The organism is Flavobacterium anhuiense, assembly GCF_001705175.1.
In the GTDB taxonomy this organism is placed as follows: Bacteria; Bacteroidota; Bacteroidia; order Flavobacteriales; family Flavobacteriaceae; genus Flavobacterium; species Flavobacterium anhuiense.
The window spans coordinates 4,633,533-4,647,163 of sequence record NZ_CP016907.1; the positions used below are offsets into that span (position 1 = coordinate 4,633,533).

Consider the following 13,631-nt stretch of genomic DNA (forward strand, 5'->3'; position numbering starts at 1 on the left):
AGAAAATCGGCGCTTTGTTATTCACGCAAAATTTTGCTGTTTTAAGGTTTTATTTTTATTAATTAATTGCTGTTTTCTAAACTGAAAAATTGAACCGGCAGCAAAGAACAGCAATAAGACAAGAAGCGTATTGCCGATTACAGGATCTTTAATATCCTTCGCTAGCGGATGCCCTAATGGAATTCTAGTAAAAGTTTCATTAACAGTTGGAACCAGAGATAGAAAAAAACTAAAGGACAACCAGAAATTTTCAAAATAACGGGCTCTGGCGCTGTTTTTTCTTTTCGAATTAAGGAAATAGGCTCCCAATACCAAAAAGATTATAAAAATAGAAAAGGCATGCCCTGCATTAAATCCGCCATGTTTGGAGATCCCCAACGAAGTTAATGAGGTGACGATTGTTCCGTAAAAATATATTTTGCCGGATAATGTGTTCAAATTGATTTTACCGTATCTGATAAAATCTACAGCTGCCGCGACTATTGCTGCAACGCCTACGATTGTGTGAAAAATTCCTAAATTTGACAATCCCATTTTTTATGTTTTAAATTTGTTTGAAAATACACAGCAAACTTCCGACAGATCAAGAGGAATGTTTTTGCCAAATAGTCCATTTTTTTGGCAATTTGGTTCACAAAAAAAGCATCCTAGATGAATCCTAAGATGCTTAAAATTTAAAAAAAGACTATATTTTACAATTGCTGACTATTATTTAGTTTCTGCCGATAATTTGTTGGACTGACATGGTATTTGCTGGTAAAGCTTTTTGTAAAATTCGCCAAGTCATTAAATCCACAGTCAAAAGCTATTTCAGTGATACGTTGATCAGAAACCTGAAGTAATTCGGCCGCTTTTTCCAGCTTTTTCATTTTAATATAATTGGCTGGCGTATCGTGGTATATTTTTGCAAATTCACGCTTGAACGATGATACGCTCAAATTATTTTGCTGCGCTAGTTCTTCGATGGTGAGTTGTGAAAATAAATTTGCTTCAATAATTTGCTTGAAAGTATAAGCTGCAGGAGAAAAAAGCTGCGATAATATGAGCTGGATCGATTCTGAATTTTGTGTTTGGGACAAAAGAAGTATAATTTCTTTTACTTTCAGCACCAAAATATCCTCACTAATCAGAGATGGATTTTCAAAATAAAACAATAAACCTTCAATATACTTTTGAATCAAAAAATCACTGTTTATTATTTCACTTGATTTATTGGATATTGCATTCTTAGGTTTTTGAAGCAGCTGCGGAAGTTCCCTTTCGTATATTTTTTTTAATATCTCGGGATAAAACGTAAGGATTACAATTTCACAATTGCCGTTTTGATTTGAATTGCGCATCTGCTTCCCTGAATCTATACAATTCAGCAATAGGGAATAATCGGTTGCAACCTTTATTTGCTCACCATCAATCTGATAATCAACCTCTCCTGCTTTCACATATAAAAAACAAGCCTGTTCCGTTACAGGAAAATCAAATTTAAACGGCGGCGCTAATTCAATTTTCTGAATCAGCGTTTTGCCATATAAATCGTGTTTTTTATAGTCGGTTATCATGATTTTCCCTTTTGACTGATATTTAACTGCTGGCTGCTCACTCTTTTTCAGAGCTATTCTCATTAACTAAGCAATTTTAAATTTTAGATTAACCATCACTTTAGTACATCTACCCACTACTAACAAAAGTAATAAACGACATTATAACTTTTGTCCATCTTAAAATATTTTATTTCATTCGTCCTATGCTGCCAATTTCTAACACATCATTTATTCTTTTCTGCCAAAAAAACTGACTCTGCGTATGCATTTTTTGTTCCATCTGTGAGATTTTTGGCTACGCCGTTTATCCACAATTTTGCTACATATCGATCTACATCATTTTCTTCATATCCAGCTATATAAATGTTATTATTGTGTACCACAACCGCATTGGCATCTGCATTATTTGTGCCATCTGTAATGTTTGTTGCTTTGCCGTTTATCCATAATTTTAGTACACTTTTTTGGTTAATGCTTTCGTTTCCTACCACATAAACATTTCCTTTTTGAACAAATACAGAAGAGGCAACAGAATAATTTGTGCCGTCAGAAAGGTTTTGGACTTTCCCATTTTTCCATAACTTAGCGATATATTTATCGTTTTCAATTTCATAGCCCGCAACATACACGTTGCCATTTTCTACAAATACAGAAAGTGCATATGCATTATTGAGACCGTTTGTAAGGCTTTGTGGCGTTCCATTTTTCCAAACTTTTGCCACGCTTTTACTGCCATTATTTTCATTTCCGCAGATGTACACATTTCCTTTATCAACATAAAATGAGTTGCCATCTGTATCATTTTTCCCATCTGTAATATTAGAAGAAATGCCATTTTTCCAAACTTTTACAATATAATGAGAATCTCCAAACTGCTCTCCTAAAATGTAAATCATCTTATCTTCGACTATTATCGATTGAATGTGAGCCGTTTTTTTGCCATCGGTTAATTTTTGAATTTTCCCGTTTTTCCAAATTGCGGCTACATATTCTTCGCCAGACATAATAGAACCTCCAACATATATATCATCGTTATGCACAAAAACCGAATTTGCATCGGAATAATGTTCTTTCTCTTCTAAGTCTATGTTTTTTCCATTTTTCCATAATTTCGCAACGTGTTTCATGCCCACTTCATCTGCAATTTCTTCTATAGAACTTTCAAACTTGCTGTCATTATATTCGTATCCAGCAACATAAATATCGACCTCATTTGAAATTTTGTCTTTTGCAATTGGAATTTTGCTCGTATTACAGCTTAAAAAAAGTGTCGCAAATAAAGCGGTTATTATAATTTGTATATGATTTAGATTCATTCTTTATTTGATTTAAATAACTATTTTAGAAATATTCCTGATAAAAGCAAATTTTCGTCAAAAACTAGTGATACTTCGTATGATGCATTTTTGATGATGATGTAATTTGCAAAACGTAATTCACCTTCATTTTTTATCGTTTTTACAATTATTTTTTTATCCAGTATTTTTAATGCATCTTCAAATTTCATTCCTGCTTTTAGACCATTTTCAAATGATATTTCAACTTTTTTCAAATCATTTAGCGAATAGCTTTTCATACTGTTTGCTTTTTTATTTTCAAGATCTTTCGAATTGACTTTAAAATAGAAGTAGAAATCATGATATTCATCCTGATACATAATCTGATTCATTTCTCCAGAACTACCATTAATTTCTTCTATCCGCTCAAAATTTTTGCTGATTGGAGATTTCAAAAAATCCTCTTCGCTTGATTTTCCAACGATTAGAGTGTTTAAATGCCAATTTCTATCGATTTTTACAACTGGTTTATTTTGAACATCTTCAGGTTTGGTACTATTTTTAATTAATTCTTTGGTATATTTTTCGTTATCGCAACCTCCAAAATCGATTAACCCATTAAAGATGTCCCAATAGCAAGTTTTGGATAAATTTGTACTGTTTAAAATAATAAGCCGGTCATAATCTGGCGCGAAGAAAATGTATTTGTTTTCTTCTTTTACATTCCAATATAAACCATTATCTGTATTTGGATTTTTTGTACCCTTGCCGTATTTCAGCTCTATTTTCTTTAAGATTTCCGATTTCAAATTCGGATCTTCTATCGCTATCCTTACTCCGTAAATATTACTTTCTGCTTTAAAATTCCTTAAAGCATTCTTTAATTCATTTCCGTTTTTAATTCTCTCTAAATCAATGTGAGCACCACCAAATCTTGAAATGCTATCTGTTCTAAGTTTTTCTGAGTTTATTTGAAAAATAATTTTGTGCTCATTCAGATCGATTCCATCAAAAGTATATTTTTGAGATTTTTCTACTTCAGCAAATAAACAAAACGGATACTCAACCGTTTCAACGCCAACAAGTAAACTATCTTTAAATTCTATCAGATTTATTAAAGGTTCATCCAATTTTAGTTTTAATAAATCTATTTTTTCTGGTTTAGTGCAGGAAATCATAAATGGTAAAATGGCAAGTAAAAATAAATGTCTTTTCATAAACAAATTATAAAGTATAAGAATCAATATCAATCAAAATATTCAAGAAAATCAGAATTCAAAACTGCATCCAAAACAACAACGTATCGAAATTAGATCTTTATTGCTTTTGTTAAGATGTTTTGTTTTATCCTTTATTTTGAATTTCGTAATTCTAGTGTAAAATACTCAGGTTTCATAGCTGTATTTTTATTACGATTAGATTATACGTAAACTAAATCTCACTACAAATTTTCAAAAAAAGATAAAGAGAATTGAAGCAGATATAAATTAGCCAGAAACAATTCGATATTCGTAAAGATATTTTATAAATGCGTATTAGAGGTTCTTAACCTATTAAACTTCGAATTTCCAAATATTATGTCTAAGGAAACTTCAATTATTCTCCAAATTCTTCAGATTGTAACATCCCGTACCCTATAAGCCTACAATTACACTTTTCCTCTAATGCAATGACCTATTTTTCAGTCTCTACAAAGACTTCAATATTATTTTTTTGGGCATATTATATAAATCCAAAATATAATCCTGTAAAATCGCCATTACCTGCTTTGCTACTTTTAGCTTATTAAAAATCTAAAAATCAAAGCAATGGAAAATAAAAACACGATAACTAGACGCTCAGCTATTACAGGAATGGGTGCTATCTGCCTGACTACTGCCTTTACCCCTGTTCTTGGTGCAGATTTCACGGGAGACGAAAAATCAAACATCCTTCCAGAAGACCCTAAGACAAAATATCCTCGTCCGCCTTTCAAAGAACAGAAGCAACCTTGGCCAGGACTTGTGAGCAAAATGGATCCCCGTCCCGACCACGGTGAGAAAAGCTATAAAGGATCTGGCAGACTTAAAGGCCGTAAAGCGCTCATTACAGGAGGAGATTCAGGAATGGGTAGAGCCGCAGCAATTGCTTACGCGAGGGAAGGCGCAGATGTCGCCATCAATTACTATCCAACAGAAGAGGAGGATGCCAAAGAAGTCATCCAGCTCATTAAGGCAGAAGGCAGGAAAGCTATTGCCATTCCTGGGGATTTAAGAGACGAAAGCTTTTGCAAGTCGTTGGTGGAAAAAGCCGTTAAAGAACTTGGAGGATTGGACATCGTTATTAACAATGCTGCCAGACAGCAGACTCATGACTCCATCTTAGACATTTCCACAGAAGATTTTGATGCGACAATGAAAACCAACATCTATGCTCCCTTCTGGATTATAAAAGCGGCACTTCCTCATTTAAAACCAGGCTCGTCAATAATAGGAACAAGCTCCGTTCAGGCTTATGCTCCCACCGAGGACCTCTATGATTACGCACAAACCAAAGCGGCAACCACCAATTACATTAAATCGCTGGCCAAACAGCTTGCTCCAAAAGGAATACGAGTGAATGGCGTCGCTCCAGGCCCTGTATGGACGCCGCTGCAAGTAAGCGGAGGTGCCACAATGGAGAAGCTTAAAAATTTTGGAGGACAAACCCCAATGGGAAGACCAGGACAGCCCGTAGAGCTGGCTTCCATTTATGTGCAACTGGCTGCTGAAGATGCCAGTTACGCCACTGGACAGATCTACGGATCCAGCGGTGGGGAAGGAAATCCTTAATTACACCTACAAGCTGGACATGGCTATAGAATTCAAGCAATCTCAATTGCTACAAAAGAATAAAGTGAATAAAGACTAAAAGTAATCTACTATATCTTAAATACTTATGAAAGCTGTCATACTGCTGGCCACCCTCAAAAACAAAGGCCTTTCCAATACAGAAACGCTTACGGAATTCTTCTGCGGTTTTCTTTCAAAGCAAAAAATCGAATTTGAAATCATTAGACTTGCGAACCATAAAATTCTTCCTGGAACCTACATCCATTTGGAACAGGAGGATGACTGGCCTGCCATTTATGGAAAAATCCTTAAGGCAGAGATTCTGATCTTTGCCACTCCAATCTGGTGGAACAATCATTCCTCCGAACTTCAGCGTTGCATTGAGCGACTCGATGAAGTATTTGACATCATCAATTCTGGAGAAAATTCTCCTCTAGAAGGCAAAATGGGAGCCGTTATTGTAACTGGGGATTCAGATGGCGTGGAGCATATAACTGGAAATATAGCCAATTTTTTCACCTGCACTGGTCTTACCCTTCCTCCCTACGCTTCTTTGGGTGTAATCTGGGAAGGTCACAGCAAGGATTCCAAAAAAACAAAAACCGAGCTCCTAGCCCACTATACTAAAAACTACAGCAAGGATGCTCAATCTATGGCAGAGTCACTGGCAAAAGCCTTAAAATAAAAATGAACTCAAGTCAAATAGCGGTCCGCAACACAGAATATTTAGCAGCATCATATGAAAAAGCATAGCATCCATATTGGAACTTCAGGATGGTCCTATAAACACTGGCATGGTACTTTCTATCCCGAAAACCTAAAGGCAAAGGATGAATTTTCCTATTACCGCAATTACTTCACGGCAGTGGAAATCAACAATACATTCTATAGGATGCCCACCGATGAAACCTTTGAGAACTGGGAGAGACAAGCTCCAGCGGATTTTGTGTATGTCATCAAAGCCAGCCGATACATTACACATATGAAAAGGCTCCATGACCCCAAAGAGAGCCTTCTTATCTTTATGGACAAAGTAAAGCTTTTAGAAAAAAAACTGGGCGCTATACTATTCCAACTGCCTCCATCCCTTGGAGCCGATCTTACTCTATTGGAGGATTTTCTCATAGCGCTTCCCGCCCACAACCGATATGCCTTTGAGTTCCGTAATAAAGAATGGGATATACCTGAAGTATATCAGCTTCTGGAAAAATACAATGCCGGCTTCTGCATATATGAACTTGCCGGCTACAAATCGCCACTGCAGGTCACCGCAGATTTCGTTTATGTCCGGCTGCATGGGCCAGCTGCCGAAAAATATCAGGGCAACTATACCGAGAGTACGCTTGAGCAATGGGCTGAGATATGCCTAGAATGGCTAAAAAACAAAGATGTATTTATTTTTTTTGACAACGACCAGCAGGGATACGCAGCATTTAATGCCCTAAAGCTAAAAGAGCTTGTCGAACAGAAAATGATGTAAAAACAATTGCAGATGATGCAAAGCAATTTGCGCTTCTTTGCCTAAAACTAAAACTATTAATAAACTAAAAAAGAAACTATGGGGAATCTATCGGATTATTTTGGACGAAACATTGACCGCAGAAAAATTGTCATTACAGGCGGAAGCACTGGTATCGGTAAAGCGGCAGCACTTCTGCTTTCTTCCCTTGGTGGAGATGTTTTTATCTTCGGAAGGGATAAGGATGACCTAGATCAGGCACTGGGAGAAATCCAAGCGCAAGCTGAAGGAAAAGTTTATGGCATAACAGCTGATATCGCCCTGAAAGAAGATATTGAAATGGTCTGGAAAGAGATAGACCAGAGATTGGGCGGTGTAGATATACTTATCAATAATGCAGCTCTGGGAGCTGATGGAATTACTGAGGAAGAATACGAAAATATCAGATATATACTAGAGACCAATATACTTGGATACATCTCCTTTGCCAAAGAAGCTGTAAAAAGAATGACTATACAGCAACGAGGACATATTGTCAATATCGGTTCTATGAGTGCAGAAACGCACGAAGAAACTGGAACGGTGTATGTAGCCACAAAGTCAGCTGTAAGAGGCTTCAGTGCAGCACTCCGAAAGGAGGTAAATCCATTGGGTATCAAAGTATCTCTAATTGAACCGGGTGCAGTGAGCAGCGATATGCAGCCAGGAACCAGAGAAGAACACCGCGGGAAAATACAAAAAATGGAAATGCTTGAAGCAGAAGATATCGCGATGAGTATTCTATTCTGCCTATCACAACCTAAACGATGTGATATTGTGAGCCTTCAGGCGCGCCCCCATCTTCAGATCATCTGACCGGACCCTAAAAACAGCCTTATCGAGGCAGGCCTAACTAAGCCTGCCTTTATAAATTAGGATTATAATGCTCTCGAACAAGATTTCTATTCTCATCCAACGCGGCATCAAAGTTAATGGTATTGTCTGCTGCATCAGAGAGTTGGCTGTCAGCATCAAATGCCTGAGCAACAAAACCTTCAAACAGCTCCTTCTCCTCGGCTCTTTCAAGTACTTTTGCTAATATGCTAAGCATACGGCAACTGGCCATATGGCTGTGCAGTATTTTCTGAAGCCAAGCAATCATTGCGGCATCACGCACTGGACCTTTAGAAGTCCGCTCCAATAAAGCAATCCACTCTCTTTGAAAGCCGACCGAAGAAAAATGTTCCTTCTGAAAACTTCCTGCCGAAGACTGTAGTGACTGCTTTACATATTCGACACGCCTCTTGGTCGCTGAGAAATTGCCTAGGAGAAAGGTAAGGCTGCGAGAGGAAGCTTCTTCCTTTAAATTTGCTATCGCCATCACTAGCATATTCATCTCTGAAAGCTCCTGAGATGCCAATGCATCATATAGTTGTTGCATACTTTGATGAGTTTTGCTTTTTTTTCTTTTGACTTTCATTGTGAACTATTTTAATAATTCAAATTTAGTTTCCGCAAAAAACTCATTCTTACAGTTTTACATTTCAAGATTATACAATCTAAAGCACAACTAAGGTTTATTTTATTCATCATTACTTTGAAAACAATCTGCAACATGGGAATTACAAAATATTTTCGAATAATTATATAAGAATCAGTATTGACATAGAGATACTTTAGCTCATACCAAAAACTGTTCAAAGCACCCAATCAAACTGAAAACACTCAGGCGCAATGAATTATTAAATAATAGAAGCCCCTAATCACAGCTTCAATTTAAAAACAAGATCTGTACATTTTATGTGTGGCAAGCTTTTCTGCCATGACAGACTATTTTTATATGATTTGAAATTTATGCGGCTGAGCCTTCTGCGCTTCAGCTAGAAGGTTTGGGTATTAATAGCAGGATTGAACTGCTTAAAAAAATGCAATATGGACAAACTTGACATAAAAACAGATCAAAATAATGAATTTCCAATAATCGGTATTGCCTGCTGTTCGGCCTCCTTAGAAAGTCTTAAAACTTTTGTAGGTTCATTAACAGAGACAACTGGTTCTTTTATCATATTTCAGGACCTATCGCAACCGCAGCAAAAAAACCTTTCAGAAATGTTGCAGCAGACTGCCATACTTCCCGTGCAGGAAATTGTCAATACTGCCGAGATGAAGCCCGGCTATATCTATGTAGTTCCGGAAAACAATTTCTTGATTCTGAATCAAGGCACCTTAAGTCTCAAACGCTTTACCAGAGAGGAAAAACCTTCAGAATCCCTAGACCAATTCTTTGGCGCATTAGCCGAGAAATTTGGCAACGATGCCATAGGCTTGCTCCTAAACTATCCCACAGGAGAAGGAGCTTGGGGGCTTAAAAAAATCAGGGCAAAAGGTGGCGCGACTATTGCTGTAGCTGATCTGACTGTTCTTCCCGTCAGCGATGTGACAGACACCACCTTTGACTATTACATCAGACCCACTCATACAGCCGATTTGCTGGCAACAATTCGTGCTGCCAAACTAGCTGTCCAAGACCAAAGTGCTGAAGCGCAGCAAGCGTATGAGGATATCATAAGACTAGCAGCCATAAAAAACAGAACAACTTTGGAACGCTTTAACCCTGAAATTCTAAAGCGTAAGATTGCCAAACGAATGGTACTCACCAGACAAAAGAGTCTTGCGGGCTATCTAAGAATGCTCAAGGACAGTCCGTCTGAGCAGGATTTGCTATTTTATGAAATCCTAAACAGTCCGACTTTTTTCTTCAACTCAACTGCATTTGATGTACTTGGCAATATAGCATTCTCTGCTCTTCTAGAAAATAGCTCCGGGAAAGAACTCCGATTATGGTCTCCAGGCTGCCGAAGTGGCGAGGAGGTTTATTCTCTTGCCATTGTTTTGCATGAATATCTGCAAAGTAGTGGCCATAATAATCTTAGCTTTAAGATATTCGCAACCGACATTTCCCTTAAAAACATCAAAAAAGCTAGAACAGGCATTTATTCCCAACAGGATATCAAATATGTCGATCAGGTAAGAATGGAGAAATATTTCATAAAAAAAGACAGCAAATGGCAGGTGGGCAGAATCATCCGTGACTGCTGCGTGTTTGCCGTTCACGATATCACAAAAGATTTTCCCTTGTCAGGAATTGATCTGATTTCTTGCCGTAATGCCTTGCCTCTCTTTAGCACAGAACTCCGCTTACAGCTTGCCGCTACGTTTCACTATGCGCTTAATCCAGGAGGCTTTCTGCTTATCGCGGAAGAAGATTCCATTCCACAGAGCGAAGAGCTCTTTCAAGCCACAGAAATAAAAGGGCTTTATATACGAAAAAACACCTATGGATGCATCCAAACCCGCGATTTACTAAATTCTGCTGTAGCTATAACAGAACATCAGAGCGCTACATCTATTAAACATGAGAGTGTGGATGCGGACACAAAAGATTTCAGGAAAATAACTGCCGAACTGCTGGCCGAGCAATATGCCCCAGCCGCAGTGCTGATCAATGAGCATTTTGAAATCGTACATTTTAATGGAGACACAAGCCCTTTTCTGCAGCCACCTGCAGGAACACCAAACTTTAATATTCTGAATATGGCACATCACGAGGTGCGTCTTATTCTTAAAAAAGCCATCTTAGATGCCAGATCTGAAAAAAGAAGCCAGCAACAGAATGCCGTTCTTTCTATTGGTCATAGCACTTACACTGCCTCTTTTGAAGTGGTATATCTGCCCATGCACAGCGAGCTCTTACTGGTGGTTTTCAGTCGCAAGCCAATCCTAAATAGTGACGAAACGCTGAAAGACTCTATAAAGGCAGAAATTCCACCCCATAACACTAATTCAAAAGAGCTTACTAGAAAACAGGAGCTTTATTTCGAAGAATTACAAACGACTAATGAAGAACTCCTACAACGCACCCAAGAGCTTGAGCTTCTTAACGAAGAACTCAAAACCACAGCAGAAGAGCTGCGATCTAATAATGAAGAGTTATCTTGTACAAACGATGAGCTTAAAGACAGACGTAACGAACTTTCTGCCTTACAGCAACTGCATGCCTCAATTATCAAAAATCTGAAAGAACCTCTTATTATTCTGGACCAGAACCTTATTGTACAAAGTGCCAATCCAGCCTTTTACCGCAGCTTTGGAATACAAGACGGCATAATCGAAGGGCTTTCTATCTTTGATGGAGCAAACTCTCAATGGATTTCGCCAGAATTTAAAGAATTAGTATTGCAAAGGATCAACCGCAAGGAAATGGTGCAGGATACCCGAATCCCTTTGGCATCAGGACCAACATTACGCAAATATATGGTTAATGCAATGGCAATTGAAAACGAACTGCAACAGTGCGTAATGCTTACCTTTAGAGACTTCACAGATTTTGAAGAGGCTAAAAAAGAGCTCTCATTCCAAAGACAGCAACAGCTAGAGCGTAGCACACAGTTGGAGCACTTCACCGCATCGGCGACCGATAAGCTGTTGGATCCAGTGCGCAAAATCCACATGTTTGCAAAGAAAATAGTCGACACTGAAAAGTCCCTTACACAGGGAAGCATACATAGTTTGGAGCGAATTTTAAACACCTCCCACAATCTCGAAAGACTCATTGAAGACCTTGTGATCTATTTAAGAGTCCATTTCGAGCAGAAAAAACCTAAAAAGACCGATTTGAATCAGATTTTAAGAAAGGTGCTCAATGAACTAAAGAGTCCCATCAGACAAACCAGTGCTATAATTGAATCCGAAGAGCTGCCGCTGATGCCGGTCATTCCTTGCCAGATTAGGCTGCTCTTTGCCCATCTCATCAGCAATACATTACGCTTTGCCAACGAAGCGTCTGCTCCTATGCTTAAAATCACACTACATCACATCAAGGATATTTCCCATGAGATTTCTGGCGCCTATCCAGAAAACGAATATATCAAACTTTCGTTCACAGATAATGGAAGAGGTTTTGAGCAGAATTATGAAACTCTAGTCTTTAACCCTTTCTATCAGCTGCATCGTAGCGAAAAAAACTATGGCTCTGGACTGGGTCTTGCTTTGGTGCGGCAGATTGCGCTGAATCATCACGGTATGGCAAAGGTCAGCAGCTCTCTGGGACAAGGTACAACAGTCAGCATCTATCTTCCTGTGACCGTTTCTTTTGAAGAACAGTGCAGCCCAAACTAAGATAGAACATTGTATTAGCTTATTTAATTCCAGCCTTATCGTACCGCCGGTCCTGAATTATCGGGCAAACGCACTACACCATTACCCTTACTGCTTTATAAATTAAAAACTTTAAAATTATGAAACCAATAAACACTAAAACCCACGGCTATATGGATTACATTATGGGCGTCTTTCTCATTGCCTCTCCGTCTCTTTTTAATCTGAATCACGAAAAGCCTGAGAGTAGTGTCTTTTATGTGCTTGGTGCAGCGACGATTATTTATAGTCTGATGACCGACTATGAGCTAGGATTTCTAAAAGTCATCCCCATGCCCATCCATCTGATAGTGGATTTTTTATCTGGGCTATTTCTGGCAGCCTCTCCCTGGCTTTTGGGTTTCTCAGAAACAGTTTACGGTCCGCATCTAACTCTTGGAATTATTGAAATTGGTGCCGCGTTGCTCACAAGCACTCAACCTCGAAGACAGATTCTCTAAAATAAATCGAAAGAATCATCAAACAAAAAAGCTGCCTTTTGGGCAGCTTTATTATTTAAATCAATTCGATCTAACTTAAAATCCTTCGGGCTTATCTTGTGCATCATGCCCATGTTGCTTAACCAACTTATTATAGATTCCAAGTAACAGAAATGGAGAGGCCCACTGCCCAACGAAAAGAGCAGCATGTCGCTTGCCTAGGCATTTTAAAGCTAGTGAAGTTCCCATTGCGGCGAGCGAGCCGTAGAGAAACAGATCTGAAGGCAGCTTTGAAGTTTGTTCTTCTATGGCTTTGGCCGCCGTTCCTTCGGTGTTTTCATTTTCAAATGTCATAACTATCAGTTTTTAAAATTAATATCCTGAAAAATACATCTTCATACTAAGGCATATTTACAGAATTCAAATTCAGTTTTACAAACTGAAAATCAATAGTTTTTAATCTTCAGATTAATACCAAACTCATATTGTCCATCAAATGCTCGCCAAAGCCTAAAACTGTAAAATCACGCGTAAAAGATATAACGGCGGCCAAGTAGCATTTCCTAACTTAATTCATATTTATGTTTAATTAAATCCCAAAGCAATGAAATTTAAAAAAGGAGAGCTGGTGCAACAGGAATTTGGAGGACCAGTAATGGAAGTCATTGGCTTTGAGCCGGATCTCATTGAAAACATCATCACTCAATGGGAGGATGAGAAAGGCACTATTATCAAAGCAAAATTTATGCAAGACACTCTTATTCCTGCATCTTCCATAAAAAAGTAAAATGGCAGTCCCAAGGCCATCAGAGAGCGGAATACTTTCCGCTCTTTTTTTTCTCCCTAATAGAGATTTCGCAAACAACAACTAAAATTCAGATCCAAGCTACTGAAAATTATATAATTCCCGTGCCTTTAACTATAAAAATAGG

At 38.1% G+C, this 13,631-nt stretch carries 13 protein-coding genes; 7 read left to right on the forward strand and 6 right to left on the reverse strand.

All coding sequences use genetic code 11. The features are described from left to right. Positions 1 to 21 precede the first annotated feature (21 nt). The 4 genes from BB050_RS19535 to BB050_RS19550 form a co-directional block, all read right to left on the reverse strand. Positions 22 to 534, reverse strand: coding sequence for a hypothetical protein (locus BB050_RS19535; RefSeq protein ID WP_066034781.1), 513 nt, complete (start codon positions 532 to 534; stop codon positions 22 to 24). A gap of 158 nt (positions 535 to 692) precedes the next feature. Further along, complete coding sequence (locus tag BB050_RS19540) at positions 693 to 1,619, reverse strand: helix-turn-helix domain-containing protein (protein ID WP_236940371.1); 927 nt, start codon at positions 1,617 to 1,619, stop codon at positions 693 to 695. A gap of 143 nt (positions 1,620 to 1,762) precedes the next feature. Then, the gene (locus BB050_RS19545; protein WP_066034782.1) at positions 1,763 to 2,854 is read right to left on the reverse strand and encodes a Kelch repeat-containing protein; all 1,092 of its coding nucleotides are present in this window, start codon (positions 2,852 to 2,854) and stop codon (positions 1,763 to 1,765) included. Positions 2,855 to 2,874: 20 nt separating this feature from the next. Continuing rightward, positions 2,875 to 4,032, reverse strand: coding sequence for a hypothetical protein (locus tag BB050_RS19550; RefSeq protein WP_066034783.1), 1,158 nt, complete (start codon positions 4,030 to 4,032; stop codon positions 2,875 to 2,877). A gap of 591 nt (positions 4,033 to 4,623) precedes the next feature. Between BB050_RS19550 and BB050_RS19555 the strand changes: the two genes are divergently transcribed. From BB050_RS19555 to BB050_RS19570, 4 genes are all read left to right on the forward strand, one after another. Further along, positions 4,624 to 5,625: an SDR family oxidoreductase gene (locus tag BB050_RS19555; protein ID WP_066034784.1), complete on the forward strand. Its 1,002-nt coding sequence runs from the start codon at positions 4,624 to 4,626 to the stop codon at positions 5,623 to 5,625. A gap of 106 nt (positions 5,626 to 5,731) precedes the next feature. Beyond that, on the forward strand, positions 5,732 to 6,310 hold the full coding sequence (locus BB050_RS19560) for a flavodoxin family protein (RefSeq protein ID WP_008463630.1): 579 nt from the start codon (positions 5,732 to 5,734) through the stop codon (positions 6,308 to 6,310). Positions 6,311 to 6,364: 54 nt separating this feature from the next. Next, positions 6,365 to 7,105: a DUF72 domain-containing protein gene (locus BB050_RS19565; protein WP_066034785.1), complete on the forward strand. Its 741-nt coding sequence runs from the start codon at positions 6,365 to 6,367 to the stop codon at positions 7,103 to 7,105. A 78-nt stretch (positions 7,106 to 7,183) separates the two neighbouring features. Next, positions 7,184 to 7,939 (forward strand): SDR family oxidoreductase, encoded by a 756-nt coding sequence (locus tag BB050_RS19570; protein WP_066034786.1) that lies wholly within the window; start codon positions 7,184 to 7,186, stop codon positions 7,937 to 7,939. Positions 7,940 to 7,988: 49 nt separating this feature from the next. Here BB050_RS19570 and BB050_RS19575 read toward each other — a convergent pair whose 3' ends face one another. Beyond that, positions 7,989 to 8,543 carry a DUF892 family protein gene (locus tag BB050_RS19575; RefSeq protein WP_066034787.1) on the reverse strand — a complete coding sequence of 185 codons (555 nt, stop codon included), beginning with the start codon at positions 8,541 to 8,543 and terminating at the stop codon, positions 7,989 to 7,991. A 452-nt stretch (positions 8,544 to 8,995) separates the two neighbouring features. On the opposite strand from BB050_RS19575, the gene BB050_RS19580 reads away from it, so the two are divergent. Both BB050_RS19580 and BB050_RS19585 read left to right on the forward strand, forming a co-directional pair. Then, positions 8,996 to 12,241, forward strand: coding sequence for a CheR family methyltransferase (locus BB050_RS19580; RefSeq protein ID WP_066034788.1), 3,246 nt, complete (start codon positions 8,996 to 8,998; stop codon positions 12,239 to 12,241). A gap of 119 nt (positions 12,242 to 12,360) precedes the next feature. Then, positions 12,361 to 12,720 (forward strand): SPW repeat domain-containing protein, encoded by a 360-nt coding sequence (locus tag BB050_RS19585; protein WP_008463624.1) that lies wholly within the window; start codon positions 12,361 to 12,363, stop codon positions 12,718 to 12,720. Between the two features lie 75 nt (positions 12,721 to 12,795). Here BB050_RS19585 and BB050_RS19590 read toward each other — a convergent pair whose 3' ends face one another. Continuing rightward, entirely contained in the window at positions 12,796 to 13,053 is a 258-nt protein-coding gene (locus tag BB050_RS19590; RefSeq protein WP_008463623.1) for a hypothetical protein, read from the reverse strand. 250 nt (positions 13,054 to 13,303) lie between these two features. Here BB050_RS19590 and BB050_RS19595 point away from each other — a divergent pair, with 250 nt between their 5' ends. Then, a complete protein-coding gene (locus tag BB050_RS19595) occupies positions 13,304 to 13,486 on the forward strand; it encodes a YodC family protein (RefSeq protein WP_008463622.1) in 183 nt (60 codons plus the stop codon). Positions 13,487 to 13,631 lie beyond the last annotated feature (145 nt).